The sequence below is a fragment of the Asaia sp. A2 genome (assembly GCF_057319415.1).
The window spans coordinates 31,862-55,385 of the sequence record NZ_JBXWTO010000011.1 but is presented as its reverse complement, the minus strand read 5'-3'; the positions used below and the strand labels follow the sequence as shown (position 1 = coordinate 55,385).

The 23,524-nt window shown below is 59.6% G+C and carries 17 protein-coding genes; 9 read left to right on the top strand and 8 right to left on the bottom strand.

Annotated features, from left to right (window positions below; genetic code table 11):
* Positions 1 to 52: 52 nt before the first annotated feature.
* Positions 53 to 1,981: an alpha/beta hydrolase family protein gene (locus ACWNRM_RS10645; RefSeq protein WP_485170763.1), complete on the top strand. Its 1,929-nt coding sequence runs from the start codon at positions 53 to 55 to the stop codon at positions 1,979 to 1,981.
* Positions 1,982 to 2,041: 60 nt separating this feature from the next.
* On the opposite strand, the gene ACWNRM_RS10640 is transcribed toward ACWNRM_RS10645, so the two are convergent.
* From ACWNRM_RS10640 to ACWNRM_RS10630, 3 genes are all read right to left on the bottom strand, one after another.
* A complete protein-coding gene (locus ACWNRM_RS10640) occupies positions 2,042 to 2,989 on the bottom strand; it encodes a S1/P1 nuclease (protein WP_485170762.1) in 948 nt (315 codons plus the stop codon).
* A gap of 157 nt (positions 2,990 to 3,146) precedes the next feature.
* Positions 3,147 to 4,016 (bottom strand): aldose 1-epimerase family protein, encoded by an 870-nt coding sequence (locus tag ACWNRM_RS10635; RefSeq protein ID WP_485170761.1) that lies wholly within the window; start codon positions 4,014 to 4,016, stop codon positions 3,147 to 3,149.
* Positions 4,017 to 4,114: 98 nt separating this feature from the next.
* On the bottom strand, positions 4,115 to 4,918 hold the full coding sequence (locus ACWNRM_RS10630; protein ID WP_485170760.1) for a tetratricopeptide repeat protein: 804 nt from the start codon (positions 4,916 to 4,918) through the stop codon (positions 4,115 to 4,117).
* A gap of 206 nt (positions 4,919 to 5,124) precedes the next feature.
* Here ACWNRM_RS10630 and ACWNRM_RS10625 point away from each other — a divergent pair, with 206 nt between their 5' ends.
* Positions 5,125 to 7,473: a TonB-dependent receptor gene (locus tag ACWNRM_RS10625; RefSeq protein WP_485170759.1), complete on the top strand. Its 2,349-nt coding sequence runs from the start codon at positions 5,125 to 5,127 to the stop codon at positions 7,471 to 7,473.
* Positions 7,474 to 7,577: 104 nt separating this feature from the next.
* Here the strand turns inward: ACWNRM_RS10625 and ACWNRM_RS10620 are convergent, their stop codons facing one another.
* On the bottom strand, positions 7,578 to 9,830 hold the full coding sequence (locus ACWNRM_RS10620) for a Hint domain-containing protein (RefSeq protein ID WP_485170758.1): 2,253 nt from the start codon (positions 9,828 to 9,830) through the stop codon (positions 7,578 to 7,580).
* A 217-nt stretch (positions 9,831 to 10,047) separates the two neighbouring features.
* Here ACWNRM_RS10620 and trhO point away from each other — a divergent pair, with 217 nt between their 5' ends.
* Positions 10,048 to 10,980 carry an oxygen-dependent tRNA uridine(34) hydroxylase TrhO gene (trhO, locus tag ACWNRM_RS10615; RefSeq protein WP_485170757.1) on the top strand — a complete coding sequence of 311 codons (933 nt, stop codon included), beginning with the start codon at positions 10,048 to 10,050 and terminating at the stop codon, positions 10,978 to 10,980.
* On the top strand, positions 10,943 to 11,326 hold the full coding sequence (locus ACWNRM_RS10610) for a hypothetical protein (protein WP_485170756.1): 384 nt from the start codon (positions 10,943 to 10,945) through the stop codon (positions 11,324 to 11,326). Before trhO ends, ACWNRM_RS10610 begins: the two co-directional genes overlap by 38 nt.
* Positions 11,327 to 11,460: 134 nt before the next feature.
* Here ACWNRM_RS10610 and ACWNRM_RS10605 read toward each other — a convergent pair whose 3' ends face one another.
* The gene (locus tag ACWNRM_RS10605; RefSeq protein ID WP_485170755.1) at positions 11,461 to 12,546 is read right to left on the bottom strand and encodes a CorA family divalent cation transporter; all 1,086 of its coding nucleotides are present in this window, start codon (positions 12,544 to 12,546) and stop codon (positions 11,461 to 11,463) included.
* A 209-nt stretch (positions 12,547 to 12,755) separates the two neighbouring features.
* On the opposite strand from ACWNRM_RS10605, the gene ACWNRM_RS10600 reads away from it, so the two are divergent.
* From ACWNRM_RS10600 to ACWNRM_RS10590, 3 genes are all read left to right on the top strand, one after another.
* On the top strand, positions 12,756 to 13,127 hold the full coding sequence (locus ACWNRM_RS10600; protein WP_485170754.1) for a hypothetical protein: 372 nt from the start codon (positions 12,756 to 12,758) through the stop codon (positions 13,125 to 13,127).
* A gap of 147 nt (positions 13,128 to 13,274) precedes the next feature.
* Positions 13,275 to 14,564, top strand: a complete 1,290-nt coding sequence (ahcY, locus tag ACWNRM_RS10595) for an adenosylhomocysteinase (protein WP_062165552.1) — start codon at positions 13,275 to 13,277, stop codon at positions 14,562 to 14,564.
* 137 nt (positions 14,565 to 14,701) lie between these two features.
* Positions 14,702 to 15,373, top strand: a complete 672-nt coding sequence (locus ACWNRM_RS10590; protein ID WP_485170753.1) for an SCO family protein — start codon at positions 14,702 to 14,704, stop codon at positions 15,371 to 15,373.
* Here ACWNRM_RS10590 and ACWNRM_RS10585 read toward each other — a convergent pair.
* From ACWNRM_RS10585 to ACWNRM_RS10575, 3 genes are all read right to left on the bottom strand, one after another.
* Positions 15,359 to 16,720: a PepSY-associated TM helix domain-containing protein gene (locus tag ACWNRM_RS10585; RefSeq protein WP_485170752.1), complete on the bottom strand. Its 1,362-nt coding sequence runs from the start codon at positions 16,718 to 16,720 to the stop codon at positions 15,359 to 15,361. The two genes, ACWNRM_RS10590 and ACWNRM_RS10585, sit on opposite strands and share 15 nt — an antisense overlap.
* A gap of 9 nt (positions 16,721 to 16,729) precedes the next feature.
* The gene (locus tag ACWNRM_RS10580) at positions 16,730 to 19,138 is read right to left on the bottom strand and encodes a TonB-dependent receptor family protein (RefSeq protein ID WP_485170751.1); all 2,409 of its coding nucleotides are present in this window, start codon (positions 19,136 to 19,138) and stop codon (positions 16,730 to 16,732) included.
* A gap of 82 nt (positions 19,139 to 19,220) precedes the next feature.
* A complete protein-coding gene (locus ACWNRM_RS10575) occupies positions 19,221 to 19,619 on the bottom strand; it encodes a hypothetical protein (RefSeq protein ID WP_485170750.1) in 399 nt (132 codons plus the stop codon).
* A gap of 416 nt (positions 19,620 to 20,035) precedes the next feature.
* Between ACWNRM_RS10575 and ACWNRM_RS10570 the strand changes: the two genes are divergently transcribed.
* Positions 20,036 to 21,256, top strand: a complete 1,221-nt coding sequence (locus ACWNRM_RS10570; protein WP_485170749.1) for a glycosyltransferase family 32 protein — start codon at positions 20,036 to 20,038, stop codon at positions 21,254 to 21,256.
* 216 nt (positions 21,257 to 21,472) lie between these two features.
* The gene (locus ACWNRM_RS10565) at positions 21,473 to 23,512 is read left to right on the top strand and encodes a M1 family metallopeptidase (RefSeq protein WP_485170748.1); all 2,040 of its coding nucleotides are present in this window, start codon (positions 21,473 to 21,475) and stop codon (positions 23,510 to 23,512) included.
* The last annotated feature ends 12 nt before the right edge of the window (positions 23,513 to 23,524 follow it).

Sequence of the window (23,524 nt, the reverse complement as noted above, 5' to 3'; positions counted from 1 at the left end):
CCGCTCCCAGGAAAACTCGTCAGATGGTTTCTCCCGGATTATCCTGAATTCCATGACGAATCCATCTTCGATCCCTCCCGGTTCCTGGCCTTCCTGGGTGTCATCCGACCTCGTTGCAGGGCGTAGCGTGTCCCTTTCCGAGCTTCAGGCACGAGGAGACAGGTTATACTGGCTCGAAGGCAGACCGCAGGAAGGGGGGCGCACGGCCCTCGTCAGCCTCAAACGCGGCGAAACGCCACGGGATTTGCTCCCCATCGATTACCAGATCGGCACAAATGTCCATGAATATGGTGGCGGCGCCTATGGGGTGTCTGCATGCCAGAAAGTCGTTTTCAGCGATCGCAGGACCGGGGCTGTCTCGCTCTATCATCCTGATGGCAGCATCACCCCCATGGCCTGCACAGCGGGCTGCGCCTATGCGGATTTCAGTTTCGATGCCACTGGCAGCGGCGTTTTCGGCGTCAGGGAAGATCATCGCGGGGAAGGCGAACCCCGCGCCGCCATTGTCTGGCTCGACAGGCAGGACGAAATCGTTCTGGTCGAAGGTGATGATTTCTACGCCGCACCGCGCCCCGCACCCGGCAACGGGCATCTGGTATGGATAAGCTGGTCGCACCCCGATATGCCGTGGGATGCCACGAGACTCCTCATCGCACCGCTATCATGGCAGGCACGGCGCCCGCATATTGGCGCAACAAGCATACTCGCAGGCGATGGTACACGATGCAGCTCTGTCGATCCTGTCTGGGAAAGCGCTGACACACTTCTGGTCAGTCTGGACGCGCAGGGTAGCTGGCGGCCTTGCCGTTTTTTCATCCCGAATGAGACAGACACACCGGTCGGCCCCGACTATCTGCCAGATCCGGGAGGCGAGACAGGCTTTCCGCACTGGGTTTTCGGTCAGCGCAGTCTGTCGCCCATCGGGCAGGGGCGTGTCATGGCCCAAATCATTACAGAGGGTCTGAGCCGTACCGCCCTGTTTGAAAATGGAATGTGGACGACATGGCCGCATATCGATGCGGCTCAGGTACCCGTCTGGTTCGGTGACGAGCCTGCCTGGATCGAGACTGCCCCCGATGCTCCCCCCGCCATCGTCATTGGCCACCCGCAACGGATCATAAGACGCGCTTTCGATTTTCCATCAGGCATCGATGCGCGGGATTGTGCGATAGCCCGACCGATCACTTTCCCTGTCGGCCATGACGCTTCCGGCGGGGACAACATCCTGTCTCACGCACTTTTCTATGCCCCAGCGAACCGGCATCACAGTCTTGCTGACAACGAAAGGCCGCCTCTGGTGGTCATGGCGCATGGTGGCCCCACAGGACGGGCCAGCACAGCGTTTTCCTTCAAGGTGCAGTGGTGGACCAGTCGCGGCTTTGCCGTGCTCGATGTCAATTACCGGGGATCGACCGGGTTCGGGCGCACCTACCGCGAAGCCCTTGAGGGGCAGTGGGGTGTCGTCGATGTGCAGGATTGCATAGCCGCCGTGCGCCATGTCGTCGCACAGGGGCTGGTCGATCCCGCACGCTGCGTCATACGGGGCAGCAGTGCCGGGGGGCTCACCGTTCTCATGGCGCTGGCGATGTCCGATGTCTTTGCTGCGGGTTGTTCGCTTTACGGTGTGACCGATCTGCGCGCCCTGGCAGAGGAGACGCATAAATTCGAGTCCCGCTATCTCGATCGGCTGATTGGCCCCTACCCCGAGCAGGCCGCTCTCTATCTGCAACGCTCACCGATCAGCCATGTCGAGACGATCAGATCGCCCACACTGTTTCTGCACGGAGACCAGGACAAGGTCGTGCCTCTGGCACAGGCCCAGGCCATGCATGATGCGCTTGTGGCGCGGGGGCGGCAGTCCGCCCTGCACATCTACCCCGGTGAGGGTCACGGTTTTCGTCAGCAACAAACCCTGCAGGACAGCTTCAAGCGCGAGCTGGCCTTCTACCAGCAGGTCTTTGCATCATCGCAACACGCCTGACGGGAACGAATACGGCCCGGTCGAGGCGCATCACAGAACGCGCCTCGATCCTGAAAACGATCAGGGTGTTGCGGAGGACGGGGCCCCCATCGCGCTGACAGGCGCAGAAAGGGCCGTATTCAGGACATCTGCAAGCCTCACCCCCGCCTGCTGCAGGCGCGTCTCGATCACCGGAAAAGCAATATCCGTGTAAGCCGCGCCGAGATCCTTCCTGTTGCCGCCGGGCAGGGCGCCATAGGCTATGGAACGGGCCAGACCGTGGCTTTCATCGGTCCACTGCACAACAGCCTTGTGCATGGTGTCGGGAGAAAGCGCGCCGGACCAGAATGCGGCCTGACCAGGGGTGATCTGGCTGTTCAGCCGGTCGGCCTCCTCACGGGCTTTGGCAAAGTCGATCGTGTAATGCGGCCCCACGACCAGATGCCGCTCATGGTCCATAATCCCCTCATCCCACAATGAATGAAGGTTCTCATGGCCGTTCCGGTCCTGACCGAAATAAGAGACCTTTACCATGTTGCCGCCCTTGTCATGGTCTCGCTCGGCAGCATGAAGGGGCTGATGCAGATCGCCCACCAGATGCACCACCCATTTCAGGGCAGCAAGACGTGCTGCGGGCGTCGCCTTCGGGTCTGCCAGCACGTGTTCCATCTCAGGCAGTTTTTCGGTGACGCAGATATCGTTGCCGCAATCGCGCGCCTTGTCATAAGTCGCAAAGGCAGCATCGGTATCGACATAGTGCCACGGTAGCGTCTGTGGCAGGCCGCCTTTTTCCGGCGGTACATGCCCGATCGTATCGGGCCATGAGGCCACCTGATCGAGGCTCTGGTGATGCTCGAGTGCAAGAAGCTGCGTTACGGCACTGGCAGCCTGCGGCGTAAGGCGGCTCTGTGCGATATCAGCGACGATGGCATGCCCATAGGGACCCCAGGCCTGGGCAGGTTTTGAGGCAAGGGTCAGCGCGGCAACGGAAAGCAGTGCCGGGAGGGCGAAAAGCGAGCGACGTGTCATGAGGCCTCGGAAACGAAAGCAGCAGGAAGTGCGACTACCGTTTCACTCCCGGACCGAGGATGCAAGGGATGTTATGATGACACCCTCGTCTCTCGCCCCTTGCTGACAGCGCGGGTGACGGACCACCCGGAAAGCCCTCGTTTGGCCGCCCGGACGATCAGGCGCCCAGTCGAACCGACCAGCCAGCCGACCAGCTTTCTCCGGGCTGAAGATGCAGCAATCCCGGTTTTTCCTCGAAAGCCCCGTCGAAATCGGCCGGGCTGGAATATCCCATCCAGGGTTCGAGGCAGAGGAAATCGGAGCCCGGCTTCATCCAGATGCCGAGCTGCTCGAAACCATGCCAAGAGAAAACCAGCGCCTCGCCCGTACGGGCATGGAAACGCAGCTTGCGGCTGACCGGATGCAGGAAGATCAGCGCGTCATGGTCGAACAGGCGGTCATCGAGCTTCAGAATTCCATCCTTGACCGGGTTGGTCCGCGCCCCCGGGGCAATCAGCCCTTCCTCAAGAACAGCGAGAGGCTCTGGCTCGGGAGCCTCGAATTCGAGCACATGGTCTGTCTTGTCTGTTCCCGGCACCAGCGGCCAGATAAAGGCCGGATGAGCCCCGAGCGACGCATGGAGAAGGCTCCGGCTGTCCGGATTGCCCAGCGTATAGGCAAGGTGCAGGCCATCTTCATCGAGCGTGTATTGCAGCGTGAGCCGGAAGGCGAAAGGAAAGATCGCCCGGCTTGTCGGATCATCCTCAAGCACCAGCGTGCAACCCGTCTCATGGCGTTCGACCCAGCGAAAGACGCGATCACGGGCAAAACCATGCTGCGTAAGGGTATAGTCGAGACCATCGATCAGGGCATGATTGTCGCGCAGACGCCCTACGATCGGGAACAGGACGGGAGAATGGCGTGGCCAGGCACCCCCGGTCCAGATGAGCTCGCGCCCCGTTTCGTCACAAAGTGAACAAAGCTCGGCACCCTGGGCAGCAACGCGCGCCTTGAATCGCCCATTGCTGAAGACATGGCTGTCGGACATCACTCATCGCGCTCCTGTTTCCGGCCTGCGGCAGCGATCACCCGGCAAGAGGCAATCTGGGTAAAGGTCCAACGACCTTCCCCAAAAACCATCGCAGATCAAGAGACTGTTTCGTGAGGGAGTGGTAATCTGACAGCCCGTTCGAGCCCGGCAAGACGTTGCCTGACCTCATCGAGCAACGCGTGTTCCCCTGCTTCGATGGGCGCGCATGCTGCGCGCAAACGGGTTTCAAGCCGCGCCCGCATGGCGAGGAGAATATCAGACGTCGCCTCCTTGACCGCCTTACGCCACCACATGAGGGCTGCTGCATCAGCGCCCCGATCGCTGAGCAGGGTCGCGTAATTATGCTGCCCCCGGTAATCGCCAGCCTCAGCCGAGCGTTGATACCATATCTCGGCCTGCGCCTTGTCCTGTGTTACCTCCCACCCCTCTTCAAGAAAACGAGCATAGAGATTCATGGATTTGGCATGTCCGGCCTCAGCGCCGGCTCTGAAAAGCGAGAGAGCCCGCGCCAGATCCCGCGCCACCCCCATACCGCGCATGGTCAGGATTGCCAGGTTGTAGCATCCCCAGGCATCGCCTTTGAGAGCCGCCTGCTCAAAACAGGCAGCAGCGCGTGTCAGATCTTGCGTGCACCCCCAGCCGAACTGGTAACATCGCCCGAGCATGTTCAGACCGGGGCCAAACCCGGTCAGGGCTGCCCCCTCGAACCATCTGAAGGCAAGGTCGGGCCGCGGGGGCATATAAACGCTATCGCGCAATATCTGTCCCCATTGCACCTGCTCAAGCACATGACCCGCGCTGGCTCTCTCGCGGATTGTCTTGATAGCCTCGGGCAGGCGGGCATATCGCGATGCAGGCTCGCAGCTTCTGAGCGCCGCAATACACCTTTTATGCATCATGCCCTGTATCCACCGGATACACAGCACGCGTTGCGCCATCCGTCGATAAATGGGCAGGATCAGATGCGGCATTTTGAGATTACTGTGGCGTATGCTCAACATTTTGCAAAAAGTTACATACATTTCGCAACAAATCAATTGAGATTAAGTCGCGGTATCACTATTGAGTTGCGAAACTCTCGCAACTCAATGGAGCGTCGTATACGATGCGGTCCCTTTCGCGCAAATCGCTGTCTCTTTTACCGATGCTGACCGGGATCATTCTCGGAACGACCCAAACTCATGCCGCAGATGACAGCGCGGCGGACCGCCAGAACAAAAAACCGCAGCGCCAACGCAAGGCTGACAAACGCAAGGCGGAGCAGAAACCGGACGAGCAGATCACGGTGCTGGGCAATGGGTTCAACACACTCAAGGACCCGATCGGTCTGTCACGCATGCCGCAGGACGCGCTGCACACACCGCAGCAGATCAATATCGTGCCACAGATGCTGATGAAGCAGCAGAACGTGAAATCGGTCGATGAGGCCTTGCGCAACGTTCCGGGTGTGACCTCTTCGATTGGCGAGGGTGCAGGGGGCATGAACGGCGATCAGTTCCTGATCCGTGGTTTTCAGGCGCAAAACGATATCTATCAGGACGGTTTGCGCGATTTTGGCGTCTATAGCCGCGATGCGTTCAATCTGGAGACAATCTCCGTCATCAAAGGTCCCTCATCCGAAGTGTTCGGTAATGGAACGACGGGTGGCGCCATCAACATGGTCACCAAGACCCCGACCCTGACCGATCATTATGGCGCAGAGTTCAATGGTGGTTCGGGGTCGTATTATCGTGGCGTTCTGGACGTAAACAAGAAGCTCGATGACCACACCGCGCTGCGCATTACCGGCATGGGCAATGAAAACAATATTGTCGGGCGCGATTTCATCTATTCCCATCGATGGGGCATTGCCCCCTCCATTGCATTCGGTCTGGGCCGCAAGGCAACGCTGGTCCTGCAATACATGCATCAGCAGGAGAATTCGGTACCCGATTTCGGCGTGCCCGTCGTCACACCGCCCGGCGCGAAGGTCGGTGGTCCGATCACCGAATACGGTATCCGCCGCACCAATTTCTATGGCACCGACAGTGACCAGAATGCCACCAACGACAATATGGAGACGGCGCGTTTCTCCTACAAACTCAATGACCATATCAAGTTCTTCGATGACCTGCGCGGTGGGCAGTTCTATCGCACGTTTGCCGCATCCAAGGCGACCTGCGACACGACCTGCGTCAATAATTACTTCCTCGGCCATCCGGCTTCGGCGCTCGTTGCGCGCTCTGGCCCCAGCGGGGCTGGTAATGGCAAGGGACCGGGCACATACATGGCCCCCCTGCCGTATCAGCAGACAAGCTGGTCGGTTCAGAATGTCGGCTCGATGGTCGCCGATTTCCGCACGGGCTTCCTGAAGCATCAGATCGTGACCGGGTTTGACATCGAGCGCGTCAATGACGTGCGCTCGCAATCGACCTATCTCAAGGCCAAACCCTATGCGTCCCTGGTCAACCCGAACCCCTATGTCGGCAATCTGCTCATGGTCCCGGGCGATCTGAACCCCGCCGGTCTGGTCAGCCTCGGCGCGCTGGGAGCCAAATCACATTCCAACGGCTATGGGTTTGATACAGGTCTCTTCTTCTATGATCAGATCTGGCTGACCAACTGGCTGTCAGTAAAGGGCGGCTTCCGCTGGGATCGGTGGCAGACAAGCTATAATCTGACCGGCGGCAATGTCGCGACCAACCCGGACATTCATTATCATCAGGTCAGCAGCGTCTTTAACCCCAATGTCAGTCTTGTCGGCACACCGGACGAGCACCAGACCTACTATTTCACATGGGCGACATCGACCACGCCAAGCGGCATGTATGTCACCAATGGCTCCGTACCCATTCGCCCCGGCACAAATTCCTTCGCCAGCCCGGAAAAGGCCACGCTCTACGAAATCGGGGCGAAATACAGCGCCTTCCATGACCGCATGGGCTTTACCGCATCACTTTTCCGCCTGGAGAAGAACAACGCCATCAATGCGGACCCGGTAACGGGTGAGGTGCTTGGCTCAAGCGACAAGCAACGCAATCAGGGCCTTGAACTCTCTGTCAGCGGCATGATCATGCGAGGCTGGAATGTTTCGGCCACCTACGCGCTGTATGACAGCGACACACTCGCCTCTGATACCGCAGCCGCGGTGGGCAAGCAGGTGCAATATGTACCGCACAACCAGGCAACACTCTGGTCTGTCTACGAGGCTTTTCCGAACACGCCTTACAACGTTTCATTCGGTGGCGGGGTAACCTGGCGCCAGCAGGTCTGGCTGAACACGACCAATACACTGCGGGTGCCTGCCAATCTCGATTTTGATGCCGTCATTTCGCATCGCCTCGGCCAGCACTGGAAACTTGCCCTGAATGGTTACAATCTTGCCAATCGGCTCAACTACCAGAGTCTGTTTTCCAACCGTGCCACCCCTTCGGCGGGACGATCCTTCCTCGGGCAGATCAGCATGAGCTACTGACCCGGCCGGGCGTTTCCCCTCGATGCCGGGCAGCCATCGAGGGGCCTATGATCGCCTTGGGCAAAAAGCCGCGCATGATGATGAGGGCTCTGATATGAGGCTGTTCAGCCATAAAGGCGCGAGGGACATGCCTCGCGTGCAGAAACCGACACCAGTTTTTCCTGCTGCCCGATGCTCTCGCAGATCATAACTGAATCGGGATGCGCTACGTAGGGTCCGGCGGCATCAACCCGCAGGGCAAGAAGCGCGATACCGCCAGGACGCCGCTCAGGGAGGGACAAACGGGCATTGCCGTCGGTCCAGCGCCGTCCGCATGTTTCCAAAGGCTTCCAGCCCTCGACATCGCCGTTCGCCAGAACCTCCGGCACTTCAATTGTCCCCCAACTGTCATAGATCCTGATATCACTTACCAGCACACCCAGCGTGCGTCGGTCATCGACATAAGGGCCAATGGTATCACTCGGTCGACTCCTGTTCGAGACGATACGCACGTTCTGTGCCTCTTCCGGCAGGGCAAAGACATATTGTCCACCCTGGCTCCGGTGCTCGGCAATCCATTCACCTGCTTCTGTCACAATATGCAGTTCAGGGTCATGGGTCGTGAGCACATGCTCCGGGGCCTCGAGCCCGAGAGAAAACGCCTCGGCCCTGCGCAAAAGACGCTCGTGAACTGGTTCCACGAAATCGCGCGCTGTGATCAGAGGAGCAGCGGCAGAATCCTGCCATGTGAGTGTACGACCACCCAGCACATGAATCTTGCCTGCCTGTCGAAAACGCCGACGATCGCCGGTATCCAGATAACTCTCGCTCAGGACACCGTCAGACATGATAACCGCATGGTCCTCAGTCTCGATGTGGAAATAGTCATACTCGATGACTGTCTTGTCATAATGGATAGACCTTCCATTCACGAGCATGCGTACGGGAATGAAGGCACCATCCAGCAACAGACAATGCTCGGCGGTAATCAGCAGATCCTTGAAGGGCATGCTCTCACCAAGCGCATCCCTGACCACGCGGACCGGATAGCCCGACAGATCATCCGACTTGCCTGCATCAATCACTGCATGGGTGCGTCCGGCCCAGATCACGCTACGTGGGGTGCAGGTATCGCCCTGATACGCCATGACGTGATCACCGATGCCAATGTCTTCTATCGGCACAGCGCCGCTCTGCGTCTCGATGAGTGTACCCGCCAGAAAACAGGGGGCAGGCTCGGTGGTGGTCAAGCCCCCCCCCGAGACATAAAGCTGACCGCCATTCTGAATCAGGGTTGGATCACTGATTGATGCACCCGAGTAGACTGATACCGTGAAGTTACCATTGGTCGCGGCTCCGATATACGGTGCATCGATACTGGCGCCGCTGTAGACATAGGCATCAGAGTAACCATCTGTGCCAGATCCGCTATTGATATAAGTGTCACTGATCGAGCGAGCGCCCGAATACAGATAGACGACATCTGAGTTCAGCACATTGGCCGAAAGCGTGGCACCATTCATGGCCGAAACATAGCCATTGAGCAGCAGCGTGTTCTGCATGACGCCGCCATTCATGACCGACACGGTCGCCACACTGCCGCTGATCGTGGCCCCAGAGACGACCGCGCCGCTCGATATTGTGAGCGTCGAAATGCCTGACAGGATCACCCGTCCGGTCGCCGAAACAGAACCGCTCACATAATAGGTGATGTTGTTCGACAACACAGCCGACCAGGTGCCCCCCCTGAGCACCGTGGCGCCCTGTGTCGGTGGCACAACGGCGGCGCTTCCACTGCCATAGGCCGTCGCCATCGACAACACACTGCCTGCGCCGGTATCGACATTCGCCACAATGGCCCCGGACGAGAGATAGGCAGAGGCTCCGGAGCCGAGCGTAAGCCCTGAGACCGTGGCACCCGAATAGGCATAGGCAACCAATCCGGATTTCGCCCCATTGGTCATGGTCGCGTCCAGCAGACTGGCACCGGAAGACACATAGACATAGGCGTTCCCGTCTGCCACGGAACCACTATTGAAAAACACATCCCCTATCGAGCTGGCCCCGGCAGACAGGGTGACCTCGTCGGAGTTGAGCGTATTTCCTGTAATGATGCCGCCACTGGCAACACGCAGATAGCCATTGACCTCTGTTGACGAGATCATGGCACCACCATTCAGTACCGACACTGTGGGGATACCACCCGAGAGCAGGGCTCCGGAGACAACCGCTCCCTTGGAGATTGTCAGACTGTTCACATTCGACAACACAACAGCCCCGGTGGCGGAAACGCTGTTGCTCACATACCAGGTGACGCCGTCACGATTGATCGCAGACCAATCACCGCCACTCAGCACAGTTGCCGATGTTGTCGCCACAGTCTTTGCCTCCCAGTGATGGCACCTAAAGAGACATGCAAGGCAACCACATTCTGGGTATTACTCTCTCCGCTCTGCCAAGTGCAATCAGGATTGACATGGTGTGACATGAAACCAGACCGAGTCAGTCATGCTCGGCCATTCTTGATAGGCGTTGCGGCCCGACCTGCGCTATGCAACCGGCAACATCATTTTCAAGGTTTCAGGGACAGTCATCATGTCGCAGCCGCCGGTCTGCATCGCCGCCCTTTATCGCTTCACCCCCTTTGCCGATCCTGCCGCTCTGCGGGCATCGCTGCTTGAGGCCTGCCTGCATCACGGCATAAGGGGGACGCTGCTTCTGGCACGCGAAGGGATAAACGGCACCATTGCAGGCAGTGCCGAGGGCATCGAGTCCATACTGGCCCATATTCGCAGCCTTCCCGGCTGCGATGCGCTGGAGTGGAAACTCTCCTGGGACGACACCATGCCGTTCAACCGCATGAAGGTGCGTCTCAAGCGCGAAATCGTCACAATGGGTCAGCCCGATATCGACCCGCTGGCCGGTGTGGGGCGCTACGTCCCCGCCACCGAGTGGAACGCGCTGATCTCTGATCCCGATACCATCCTCATCGACACGCGAAACGACTATGAAGTGGCAGTAGGCACCTTCAAGGGGGCCATCGATCCCGACATTCAGAGCTTTCGTGAATTTCCCGACTGGTTTCGTGCCCGCCGCGCTGCGCTGGAAGCCGAAGGGCGTAAACCTAAAATCGCCATGTTCTGCACAGGCGGCATACGCTGCGAAAAATCGACGGCCTTCGCCCTCTCCGAAGGGGTTGAGGATGTCTATCACCTCAAGGGCGGCATCCTGAAATATCTGGAAGATGTGCCCGAAGCTGAGAGCCTGTGGGAAGGCGAGTGTTTCGTGTTCGACCAGCGCGTGACCGTGCGCCACGGGCTGGAACCCGGTGCCTATGATCTGTGCCACGCCTGCCGTCGCCCGGTATCGGCACAGGACAAGACATCACCGCTGTTCATTGACGGAATCCAGTGTCCTGCCTGCGCGGCCGAACGTACCGATGAACAGCGCGCACGTTATGCTGCGCGCCAGCATCAGGAAGATCTTGCCCGTGCCCGCGGTACCCATCACATCGGCGGTGACGCCTGAACGGGCAGAACACCGCCTGATGGAGCAACGCCTGACGGAACACGGCCTGAAGGAGATCACCATGATTGACGAGCCATCCGGGTACCACTGGGCCTCCGATCCGTGGTTCACTGACGCCCTCGACCGCTTCATTGAGGAACGCGACAAGGGGCGCACAACCCTCACCCTGGATCTGGAGGCCATCGAGGACAGTATCTTCAACGGTGACGGCGCCGCCTATCGTCTGATGGAAGCGATGGCGAGCGTCATACGTGAGGAGGGCCATGACGGCTGTCGCGGCGCACCACGCGTTCTTCTGGCAACGCTTCAGCGCCTGAGCGAGCTCAAAGGCAAGGAAACACCATAATCAACAAACACTCGGAATAGTGTGTATGGGGCGTCGCCCCACACCCCACCAAAGGACGGTCGTCCTTTGGAAACCTGTCTGCGAGGGTAGGACGCGGGAGTAACGCCGTCTTTCAGAATTGTGAGGCAAGGCTATCAGAGCAAGCGGGCGAGTTTCAGGAACACCCAGGTCAGGATCATGGCGATAAAGCACACGGCTCCGGCTTCGAGCGTGCCATAGGCACCGCTGGCCAGATACATCCCGCCTGTGTTCATGCCAAAGAACCCGGTCACCAGCGTTGCCGGAAACATGAGGATGGTGGCCGCCGTCAGGATATAAAGACGCCTGTTGGTTTCTTCCGCCTGTGACGACCCGAGTTCATCCTGCAACGAGCGGGCACGATCGAGAAGGGCGATCATGTCATCGAGCGCGGCGTGAACCTGACGTTCGGTGCGGTCGCGCAATTCGTCCTCGGCCCATTCAGGCAGTTCGAGATCCTCGTCGCGCAATACGCGATCGATGGGGGTAACCACACGCCGCAATTCGGTGGCACGGCGTCGGCCCTTACCCACAATACCGCCAAGATGACCCAGATCGGTGCGGCGCTCGATCAGCAGCAGCGCATCCTCGGCGCGGTCCAGTTCGTCATCCAGCTTGCCGATCTGGCGGCGCACACTGCCGGTAAATTCACGAAGGGCGCGGTCGATCACACCCGCAGGGCTGCGGGGAATGGAGTCCGCACGAAGGGTGCGAAAGGCCGCGCCGAGCACGGGGATGGGGTTACGCCGCGTGGTGATGAGAAGATCCGGGCGCATGGCAAAGCGCCAGGCGCAGATATCGCGATCTTCCTCCGAAACGGCATCGTCAAACGCAGGCAAGGCCCCCCAGACAAGGCCGGGCATGGCTTCCAGCATGACGCCATATTCTGTCTCGGCCAGCATGGCACTGACATCCTCAGGCAGGCAGGGCAGGGTCGCCACATGCTGTCTGGCCGAGCTGTGCACCGTATCGAAATGGAGCCACGCCCAGCTTTCCGAGGGTTTCGGATAATTCGAGGGCGGCGTACGGTCGTTGAGCAGGCTCTCGATTTCATGCGGCTCAAGTGGCGAGGGGTCCTCACCCGGTCGGGCCCTTACGGCCCATACCAGCCCATTGGCAATGCCATGGGGCAGCGCGCCTGACGGCTTCATATCCTGGCCCGCCACAACGGAGAACGGCATCTGTGAGCGTGTGTTGGACATGCCATCCTCCATCCTGAGGAAATCTTTGTTCTGGGCGAACGCTGTTCGCTGTCTCGCATGGGTGAGGAGCCCAGGCAACCGCTTTCAAAGCTTAATGTAGCCGCAAGGAAACCGGAACGCCGCCGGTTTGTTACCAGTTCATCAAGATGTCCCGCAAAACGAACAATCAAGCCTGACATCGTTACCCCGTTTTTCGACAGGAGCCTGTCATGAAACATGTATTCAAAGCCGCTCTGGCCGTCTCTGCCCTGCTTGCAGCCCCCGCTCTGACCCCGGCCCCTGCATTCGCACAGGCCACCACGGCCACTGACAGCGAGCAGGCACCCTCGGCCCAGAAGGCAGAGACGCTCAAGAACCAGTCGACCCAGATCCACAACCCGACCGAGCAGAACAAGACGTTCAAGAACCAGATGAACGAGCAGCCCGACCCCAAGGCGCCGAGCGCGCCCATGGGCACGGCAACGCCGACGGGTCAGACCTCGGAGAAAATGCCCATCTCATCGCCCCAGCATGAGAAGGCCTCCAAACACAAGCACAGCATGAAAAGCATGAAGATGTCAGACAAATCGGCCCAGCAGTAAGGTTTGTCTCCAACGGCCCTGCCGTTGGCGCATCGGCAGAAGGCGCTCGATCCTGAGTGGATCGGGCGCCTTTTTTCATGCGCGCTGGCCCAAAGCAGGAACTCGCTCTATACAAATGCCCCTCACCAGAGAAACAAGGGTTTCAGAATGACCGATTACAAGGTGCGCGACATCGCCCTGGCCGAATGGGGCCGCAAGGAAATCTCCATTGCCGAGGGCGAAATGCCCGGCCTGATGGCGCTCCGCGAGGAATACGGCGCCAGCCAGCCGCTCAAGGGCGCGCGCATTGCGGGCTGTCTGCACATGACCATCCAGACCGCCGTGCTGATCGAGACGCTGACGGCTCTGGGCGCGACCGTGCGCTGGTCGTCCTGCAACATCTTCTCGACCCAGGACCAGGCTGCTGCTGCCATCGCCGCGACCGGCGTGCCGGTTTTCGCCTGGAAGGGCCTGAGCGAAGAAGAATTCTGGTGGTGCATCGAGCAGACCATCAAGGGTCCCGATGGCTGGACACCGAACATGATCCTCGATGACGGCGGCGACCTCACCGTGCTCATGCACGACAAGTACCCCGAGATGCTGAACGACGTGCGCGGCCTGTCCGAAGAGACGACCACGGGCGTGCATCGCCTGTGGGAAATGGCGAAGAAGGGCACGCTGAAGGTTCCGGCCATCAACGTGAATGACAGCGTCACCAAGTCGAAATTCGACAATCTCTATGGCTGCCGCGAGAGCCTGGTGGACGCGATCCGCCGCGGCACCGACGTCATGATGGCGGGCAAGGTTGCCGTGGTTGCCGGTTACGGCGACGTGGGCAAGGGCTCAGCCGCCTCGCTGCGCAATGCAGGCTGCCGCGTGCTCGTGACCGAAGTCGATCCGATCTGCGCCCTTCAGGCCGCGATGGAAGGCTATGAGGTCGTGACGATGGAAGCCGCCGCACCGCGTGGCGATATCTTCGTGACCTGCACAGGCAATGTCGACATCATCACCGTCGAGCATATGCGCGAGATGAAGCACCGCGCCATCGTGTGCAATATCGGGCATTTCGACAGCGAAATTCAAGTCGAGGCGCTGCGCAACTACAAGTGGGACAACGTCAAGCCGCAGGTGGACGAGATCGAGTTCCCCGACGGCAAGCGCATCATCCTGCTGTCTGAAGGCCGCCTCGTGAACCTCGGCAATGCCACGGGTCACCCCTCCTTCGTGATGTCGGCCTCCTTCACCAACCAGACGCTGGCGCAGATCGAACTCTGGACGGCAAAGCCGGGCCAGTACGACGTCAAGGTCTACACCCTGCCGAAGAAGCTGGACGAGAAGGTAGCCGCGCTGCATCTCGCCAAGGTCGGCGCCGAGCTGAGCAAGATGAGCGACAAGCAGGCCGATTACATCGGCGTGCCGGTTGCCGGTCCGTTCAAGCACGAAGAATACCGCTACTAAAAAGGGCACGCAGGGCCCAGCCCTGCAAACCGCTGGAGGGCTGGCCCCTCTGGCAACCCTTTATGCGGGGATGAAAGGGGTTCGCCCCTTTCCGGGGAGCGGGGCAGAGCCCCGCCTCTTCCATCAGGGAGACGCGCATGACCCGAAAACGCTCCGCCCCCAGACCAGCCCGCTCAAAACAACCCGGCTCCCGGCGGGCGGCATTACGCCTCTGGGCCATGCCCACGCTGATCATTGCCGGGCTGTTTGCCGGGGCCATCGGGTGGCAGGCCCTGACTGCCCATCGGCACACAACACAAATTGGCGGGCCCTATAGCCTGATCGACAGCGCCAATCACCCAACCACTCAGGCGCGTTTCGCCGGGCGTCAGACTCTCATCTATTTCGGCTATACACACTGCCTGGACGTCTGCCCGTTGACGCTCGCAACAGTGGCGCAGGCCTATACGCTGCTTCCGCCCGGAACACAGCGCCCCGTCCCGCTTTTCATCACACTCGATCCGGAGCGCGACCGCCCCGAGGATATCGGGGTCTATACGCGGCGCTTCTCACCCGAGATCATCGGTCTGACGGGCACAGCCGCCCAGATCGATGCTGTCGCCAAGGCCTTTCATGTGACGTCCCATGTGACCGTGGACCCCATGGCAGGCCATGACAGGGGCGGCGAGGGAATGGGGGATTACCGGATCGACCATTCCTCCGTGCTCTATCTGATGGATGGCCAGAATCACCTGCAGGCCATCCTGCCGGCTGATTCGAGCCCCGCCACGGTGGCTCATAATCTCGCGCCCTATCTAGCGAAGCGCTGAAAATTGCCTGCCCAGAAACCGCCCCGCCAATGCCAGCAGCAGCAACGAGGCACCGAGCTCGGGTAGAAGAATTCCCATAACCCCCATGACCGCCAACGCACCCCAGCCAATGGGCCGCGGCGAACTTTGCGGGGCATCGAGATGGCCCGGTCGGCGGCGCCTGAGCCAGAGTATAAGCGCTGCCACCGAGGCGAGGGTGAGCAAGAGCGCGACAATGAGGTTCAGGAGCAGATTCAAGACCCCGAACAGATGCCCCTCGTGGAAGGCGACGCCGTAGCCGATCAACCGGTCGGACAGCCCCTTATCGGCAAAACGGGTGACATGAGTGACTTCCCCTTGCGCTGTCACGCTGGCCACGACCCGCTTCGGGCGGTTCTGGGCATCGGAGCGTATGTGCCATACGTCCCTGGCACTGGCTGGCGGGGTGATGAGAGTTGGCGCAGGGAAAGCAAGCTGGCGCGCCGTTTCATACACAGCGTCCAGCCCCGCCTGCGGCGACATGGTCTGAGGCGCGGTGTCCATCGCCATACCCGCCATCTCGGCGTCCGACATACCAGGCATGGTGGCATGGCCTGAAAGGGTCGCAGCGATAGGTGCCGCCCCGATCTCCCAGTCCTGGACGGCAACCAGCCTGCCGAGACGGCTTTCGACCGCAGCGAAGGCCGAGCCCCAGACGAAGGACCAGGGCAGACCCGACACCAGAAACAGCACAAGAACGAGCGAGATCCACATCCCCCCGACAGCATGGATGTCGCGCCAGAACAGGCGATTTTTCGCGCCCAACCTTGGCAGGATGGTACCGCCCGCACCCGCCTTTCGCGGCCACCAGAGCAGGAGCCCGGTCACGATCAGAACCAGTGTCCAGGACGCGACCATTTCCATGATGACGGAACCCCAGTTGCCGATCAGCAATTGCCCGTGCAGCCGGAACACCAGCCGCTCGAAACGCGTCTGCTCGTCGCGCTGGGCCATAACCCTGAGCGTAACAGGGTCGATATAGACACGTGCGACATCTGTGCCATGAGCCACCAAGATACGCGTGGCCTGAGTTTTGCGGAACGGCATCTCCAGTGCGAGGAAATGCCCTCCCGGCACGGCGGCCAGGGCAGCATCACGCTGAGCGCTCACGGTCTGTGGCATCCCAGACGTAACAGCGTGATCGATATGGCGGTCGAGCCAGGTCTCGATCTGGGGTTTGAACAGATAGAGTGAGCCGGTCACGCAGAGCATGATCACGAAAGGCAGGCAAAACAGCCCAGCAAAAAAATGCCAGCGCCAGAGCATGGCCCGATCGGGCCAGACCGGACGAGTATAAATAGAACGAGGGGTGCGGGAATTCTGCGTCATGGTCATTCCTCAGAACCGTACCCGCACGCCGCCAAAAAAGGCACGTGGGCTGCCCGCATAGATCGAGCCTGTCTTTGCAGCCAATACGGAGGCTCCAGCCTGCTGCCCATTGGCGAGCAGGCTGTCGCTGATGGTCGTCGCCCCTGCGGCATAGACAGTATTGGCGACATTCTGCACCTCGAAATAGCTGTACAGACGATGCACCCAACCCAGCCTTGCGGGTGGGTCGTAATGCACCTCCAGATTGAGCAGACCATATCCGGGGACTTTGAGCAGATTGGCATTGTCGATAAAAAAGGCACTGCGCCATGTCACTTCGGCAAATCCGCCAAGCCCCTCGAACGGCCCTGAAGGCTGATCATAGAGCACACGCCCATTCAGGAAATGCGGCATGACCCCGGGGATCAGATTCCCGTTGCGCGAAAAGCTGCGCGACAGCGTACTGTTTGACAGGATCTCGGTATAGTTCGTGTAGATCTGGTTGTCATAGGTATAGGACAGGCGCAGCTTCGCCCCCGGCAGGCTGTGCGGGAGGGCCTGCCATGTAGCGGCGAGTTCCACGCCACGATGCTGCGAGGCCGGCGCATTGAAGGTATAGCTGCCTGCCTGGGTATTCACCCCTGCCGACTGGCTGACCAGCTCGTTCCTGTAGAATTCATAAAATCCGGTCGCCTGGATATCCACATCCGGCGACGGGTGCCATGCCGTGCCCAGATCGATCCCGAGGCTGCTCTGGCTCTTGAGCTGGGTGTTGTTGCCGTAATTGCCCTGCGGCGTGACGAAGAAGCTGGAATAGCCCGGCGTGGCATAGGCCGTGCCGAGCCGCGCATGCCAGGTCCAGGCCTTGTCGGGGGTGAAGACGACCGAGGCCTCAGGGGCAAGGTTGAAGAAGCGCCGGTTGGCCGTGATGTATTGCGCTCGCGTGGCGGTAGCGCTGCGGCTGTAGACGGTCTGCACCGCTCCAATATCGGATTGCGTGCCACCAAGCCCGATCACCGCATGCCATCTGGGCGCAAACTGCCAGTCTTCCTCAAAACGCAGGCCGATATTCCACTGATGGCCATAAGAGGTCGATGTCTCGCTGCCCCGCGTGGCCCCCGCCTGCGGCAACAGGGCATAAACCTGATAGCCGTAATCCATGTAGTCGAAATTCGCTCCGACAAAGCTGGTAAGGGGCGTTTTACCGAGCGTGTCGCGACGGGTGAGATCCGTCTGAACATTGTAGGAGTTGAAAGGCCCCACAAAGGCTGTGGTTGAAGTCGGCTGCTCGACATGGCGCTGGTCATAGGTGAACTGGGTGCGCCAGACCATGCGCGGCGTGAAATCATGCTCCCATCGCAGCCCAACGATACTGCGCCGGTCGAAGCGCCCCAGATTGGCCTGTTGCGGTGTCACGGCCGTCTGTGCGCCATAGGCACCGTTGCGATAGAGCGAAACCGTGCCGCATCCAGCAGCAGCCCCAGAAGCCGTAGCGCATCCCCGCTGATAGGGATTGAGTCGATACTGGTTCAGTGACAGCCGCAGCGGCAGGAACGCATCGGTCACGTTGTTGATGAATTTAAAAACAAGACGGTCGCTGGGGGAGAGCGATACACGCAGGCGCATGTTCTCGGTCGAGGTTGCATACTGGCTGTTAGCAATAAATCCGTCGCTGCGCACATCGCTGGCAAAAAGTATGAAGTCATAGACACGATTGCCTGCGCCCAGCGTCATGTAATTGTTGAACATGCCAAAGCTGCCGAAATCCGAGCCGAGTTCGAGCCCGTGGATCGACGCGCCGCTGCGCGTGCGGAAATTGATTGCGCCATTGATGGCGTAGTTTCCGTAAAGCGTGGAGGCCGGCCCCTGAAACACATCGACCCCCTCATAGGCATGAGGATCAATCAGATCGGCACGCGCCGTGCCATCGGGCTGGGTGACGGGAAATCCGTCCTCAGACACTTGCAGGTTGCGCAGCCCGTAGGATTGACGGGCGCCTGACCCGCGGATGGAGACCACGGTATCACGCGGGCCGTTCCCCTGAAGGAAGCTCGCCCCCGGCACCGTCACCAGCATGTCCGCCACGTTCTGGGCCACATGACTGGCAAAATCCGTGCGCTCGGCGCTGTAGGTGGTCTGGCCTACAGGCGAAAGGGTGACAGGCCCGCGCGCCTGTCCCCTGACGAGGATGGACTCAGGCGCGGGTCTTGTTTCCCCATGCGTGATTGGACTGACGGGCCGGGAGGCCGCCAGCCGATCGGGCCTGTGGGACGACTTGGCTGAAGGGGTATGTGCGGACGGGGGGCGCACCAGATGACGCGCCGGCCCTTCCAGATTGGTAGCCGGAACGGTGGACGCGAAAGAGGGTGCGCAGGCCCATGCAAACAGGGCCGGGACTGTGCTGCCGCAGAGCAGGACAGCGCGATGAATAAGGGGCATTGACCATGTACCTGACAGGGAACGGAGGTCACGAGTCATTGGGCGCGGAGCAGCGCCTCGGGACATCATGAGTCGAAAGGGGTCAGGTGAAGGAGGGGGGCCCCTGGGCCGAGCGGGTCACAAACCCGTCGCAGGGTGGCCCACGTATCGGTGGGAAGCACCAGAAGCAACGGAACGAGCCCGGTCCAGCCAGAACAGAAACAAGGACAAGCGCAGTCAGGAGAGGCGCATGGGACTCCATCGCGCTGACAAGACAGGCCGTGTCATCGGCACACACGGTGTCGTGATGCTTTCCACCAGAACTGACGGGCGCAGTGCTGTCGCACAAGACCTCCAGCGCACTCAACATACCCTGAGGGTCGTCCGATGAGAACGTGAAGGCCGGGACTGGTGATCCGGCGACAAGACGCATTGCGACGGCAAACAGGCTCAGAAGCCAGAAAACCACCCTTACCCTGTTGTTTTGCCGCGCAGATGCCATGACCCTGTTCAGTAGGCGATCCAGTCGGATTTGCCCACAGCATTGGCTACCCCATCAGCCACAGAGCCTGGGCTCCGACATGGAAAACAGAATAAATATACAGACATGAATCCACCACAGTTTCTACAGATTTCAGAAAATCCTTATAGTTACCCTGGCAAACACGAAAGTTCATTATTTGAATGTGGGCACTGCACGACACACAACGAGCATTCGACCCGAAATATCATATCAATATAAAAATTTTTGGTTCTTGTTTCCAAATATTTCAAATTTATTATATCGTGTATATATTATATATATAGAAATAAATCGACGATTATTGCTTTACTGTCTTCACCATTGAATGGACATGGCGATACAGATGTGAGATAAATCGCCAAAGCATTTGTCACAGAAGCGGGAATTCAAGGGCAATGGACAGCAAGAATCCGGGATCAGACCACGCCTCGACCGATATCGATGCCTGGGATGAACTACGGTCTGACGAGACCCCCGAGATCAAAGCCGCCCCTGTGTCCGCTACCTTGACGGGGCTGGACTCCCTTGACGATGCGGATTTTGCTCATGACGGGCAGGCAATTGATTTCTATCGCCAGAATGGCTGCAAGACTGTCATGCATGCCTTCACTCTGGCCAATATTCTGCATACAAGCTTCCGCGTTCAGGAGGCCTCACGCTTTTATCGTGTCGCGTTCGACATGCATTCCAAAAGCCCCGGTGAATACCCGCTTGCCCAGTCACTGCTTCAGGCGCGTCTGCTCTGCCTGCTGAAATCCGGCAGCGATCTTCCTGCGCATGAAGTCGCTGAGTTGCGCGCTCTTTGCATACCTCATGCCAATTTCATCGAAAGCGTTCACAAGGCCTGGCGCGAAGGCGATCCCACAGGGGCCATGCGTCTGACGGCCAATGCCTTCGAGGAATTTCATACAGGTGAGGAAATCGATTCCCTGTATCTGGGCTTCGCGCTTCAGGCGAACTTCCCCTTTACCAAAGGATGCGCCGATCATCGCGTCATCCCGAACAGGCTTTTCCTCTACTGGGACAAGAACCCACCCGAGGAGATTCAGCGCAATTTCGAGTTCCATCGCCAGATTTCAGGGCTTGATGTCAAAATTCTGGATAAGCCGGAGGCCGAACAGTGGCTCTATGATGTCTATGGTGTCGAAGCCCGTTCGCTCTTCCTCGGTGCCCGTCATCCGGCTGAAGCGGCCGATATCCTGCGCGTTCATGTCATTCAGGCGCTCGGTGGCTGGTGGCTGGATGCCGACATCCGCATCCGTGACGAGCAGGCCCTTCAATTCATGCTGGACCGCCACGAGCAGAATGTCCTGTTCCTGACACATAACAACGTTGTTCATAATGACTTCTTTGGTGCCGTGGCACAGAGCCCGCTGCTGAACGAGGCCCTACTGAACGTCTACCGCAACTGCTATCTCCATCCAGGCCTGTTCATCGCCTACAAGACCGGTCCGGGTGTGTTCAACCGCGCGCTGAACCGTCTGATCCATCGCGACGTATCGGGTCTCGCGCCTCTGGCACCGACCAGCGTGCATGATCACCATGTGTTCAGCCGCCTGATCGAGGAATTCGACACACCCTACAAGCACCATACCCCACACTGGCAGGCGGTCTGATCTGACTTCTGAGGGGCGCTTTCGCTGGCTGTATGGCGGTACCCACCTCTGGTACTGACATATAGTTTGAGAAAGCGCCCTTTCTGTATCTGATGCGCCAAGAACCCATACGGCATTACTGGCTGCACGAGGCCAGATAAAACCGTCTTGTCTAATGAGATCGGAAGTGAAACGATTGGGGGAACAGGTATCCCCAGTCGACAAGGTCTCTTCCCGATGCGCTTGCTTATCCCTCTTATTGGCGTGGCGTCCTGTCTGGGCACCGCGCTGGCGGCCCGACCTGCGCCAAGCCAGTCCATGCCCCTCTCCATGCGTCCTGTCTTCGATACGCTGGTCCTGCCCGATGCTCCGGGTCTGTGGAACCGCACCGGCTCCGGTCATCCCGGCCCCGGCTACTGGCAGAACCGCGCCGATTATCGCATCGAGTCACGCATCGACACGGCCAGCCAGACCCTGAGCGGCGCAGAAACCATCACCTATACGAATAACAGCCCCGACGCCCTTGATGTGTTGTGGCTGCAACTCGACCAGAACATGTATCGCAAGGACTCCCGCTCATGGGTGGCCTATCCCGACTGGCATCCTGCCAGCTCGGACGGCTTCGTGATCGAGCAGGTTGCCCTTGAGGAGAATGGCCATGAAAAGCCGGTCTCCTTTCGCATTTCAGACACACGCATGCAGATCACCCTGCCTGCCCCTCTTGCCGCGGGCGGAAAGCAGCTTAGGCTGCATGTCACGTGGCATCATACCATTCCCGGCCTCTGGGGCGGCCGCACGGCCGTCACCCCGGTCAAGGACGGGAAGATCTACGAGATTGCCCAATGGTATCCGCGCATGAGCGTTTATGACGATCTGCGCGGCTGGGACACACTTCCTTATCTGGGGCAGGAATTCTATCTGGAATACGGCACCATCGACTACGCCGTGACCGTGCCATGGAATTTTACGGTTGTCGGCTCAGGCGCCCTCACCAATCCGCAGGACGTGCTGACCCCGACGGAGCGGGCACGTCTGGCTGAAGCCGCCAAAAGCGACAAGCGCGTTCTCATCCGCACGGCGCAGGATGTGCTTGACCCTGCCAGCCACCTCGCCCGCTCGGGCGAGAAAACCTGGCGCTTTCATATGGAAAATACGCGCGACGTGGCCTTTGCGGCCTCGCCTGTTTTCATCTGGGATGCTGCCAGACTCGACCTGCCTGCCCTGCCCGCTGCCAAAGGCCAGAAACCGCAGCCGCGTCTGGCCATGTCCGTCTATCCACGCGAAGGCGCAGGGCCGCAGGCATGGGATCGCTCGACGGAATATGTCAAACACGCGATCGAGTATTTCTCGTCACAATGGTACCCCTACCCCTGGCCAAACGCCGTCAATCTCGGCGGCCATGGTGCGGGAATGGAATATCCGGGCATCGTGTTCGATGGCTGGCAGGACAGGAACGACGTACTGTTCTGGATCACCACGCATGAGTTGGGCCACGGCTGGTTCCCCATGATCGTCGGCAGCAATGAGCGTCGCCATGCCTTCATGGATGAGGGGTTCAATACCTTCATCGACGCCTATGCCTCACAGCATTTCAACCACGGTGAATACGCGCCCAAGAAAGACGCGGAATTCGCCCCGGAAACAGGTGACCCGGCGAAGGACATCGTGCCGGTGCTCACCGCCACCGATGCGCCAACCCTGATGATGCCCTCTGAACTCGTGCCAGAGAAATACCGCCACAAGGTGACCTATTTCAAAGGTGCCTACGGGCTGATGCTGCTTCGGGAAAAAATCCTCGGACCAGAGCGCTTCGATGAGGCGTTCAGGGCCTATATCCGGGCCTGGGCCTTCAAACACCCCACGCCGTCGGATTTCTTCCGCTTCATGTCCAGCGCAGCGGGGGAGGATCTGACCTGGTTCTGGCGCGGCTGGTATTTCGAGAACTGGTGGCCGCAATACCGTCTGGATGGCATAACCACCCAGCCCGCAAGGGAGGGGCAGCCCGGCAGCATCGCCATTGGCGTGCGCAATGAGGGCAAGCTTCTTCTGCCTGTGCTGCTGCGTGTAACCTGGCAGGATGGGTCGCGTCTGGAGCGTCTCATCCCGACAGAGGCCTGGACGCTTCATGACCGGCTGAGCCTCAGCTTTCCCGATCACGGTACAGTCAAGACGATTGCGCTCGACCCTGATCAGGGTCTGCCCATTCCCGATCGCAGCGGCCTGAGCCTGTCACCCCAGGCAACGACAACCGCCCCGCAGGAACCTGCCCACCCCTGAAATCCCTATCCC

Coding starts and splice junctions, on each gene's coding strand:
- ACWNRM_RS10645 (WP_485170763.1), top strand. CDS start 53: ATGACGAATCCATCTTCGATCCCTCCCGGTTCCTGGCCTTCCTGGGTG.
- ACWNRM_RS10640 (WP_485170762.1), bottom strand. CDS start 2,989: ATGACACGTCGCTCGCTTTTCGCCCTCCCGGCACTGCTTTCCGTTGCC.
- ACWNRM_RS10635 (WP_485170761.1), bottom strand. CDS start 4,016: ATGTCCGACAGCCATGTCTTCAGCAATGGGCGATTCAAGGCGCGCGTT.
- ACWNRM_RS10630 (WP_485170760.1), bottom strand. CDS start 4,918: ATGATGCATAAAAGGTGTATTGCGGCGCTCAGAAGCTGCGAGCCTGCA.
- ACWNRM_RS10625 (WP_485170759.1), top strand. CDS start 5,125: ATGCGGTCCCTTTCGCGCAAATCGCTGTCTCTTTTACCGATGCTGACC.
- trhO (WP_485170757.1), top strand. CDS start 10,048: ATGTCGCAGCCGCCGGTCTGCATCGCCGCCCTTTATCGCTTCACCCCC.
- ACWNRM_RS10605 (WP_485170755.1), bottom strand. CDS start 12,546: ATGTCCAACACACGCTCACAGATGCCGTTCTCCGTTGTGGCGGGCCAG.
- ACWNRM_RS10600 (WP_485170754.1), top strand. CDS start 12,756: ATGAAACATGTATTCAAAGCCGCTCTGGCCGTCTCTGCCCTGCTTGCA.
- ahcY (WP_062165552.1), top strand. CDS start 13,275: ATGACCGATTACAAGGTGCGCGACATCGCCCTGGCCGAATGGGGCCGC.
- ACWNRM_RS10590 (WP_485170753.1), top strand. CDS start 14,702: ATGACCCGAAAACGCTCCGCCCCCAGACCAGCCCGCTCAAAACAACCC.
- ACWNRM_RS10585 (WP_485170752.1), bottom strand. CDS start 16,720: ATGACGCAGAATTCCCGCACCCCTCGTTCTATTTATACTCGTCCGGTC.
- ACWNRM_RS10580 (WP_485170751.1), bottom strand. CDS start 19,138: ATGCCCCTTATTCATCGCGCTGTCCTGCTCTGCGGCAGCACAGTCCCG.
- ACWNRM_RS10575 (WP_485170750.1), bottom strand. CDS start 19,619: ATGGCATCTGCGCGGCAAAACAACAGGGTAAGGGTGGTTTTCTGGCTT.
- ACWNRM_RS10570 (WP_485170749.1), top strand. CDS start 20,036: ATGGACAGCAAGAATCCGGGATCAGACCACGCCTCGACCGATATCGAT.
- ACWNRM_RS10565 (WP_485170748.1), top strand. CDS start 21,473: ATGCGCTTGCTTATCCCTCTTATTGGCGTGGCGTCCTGTCTGGGCACC.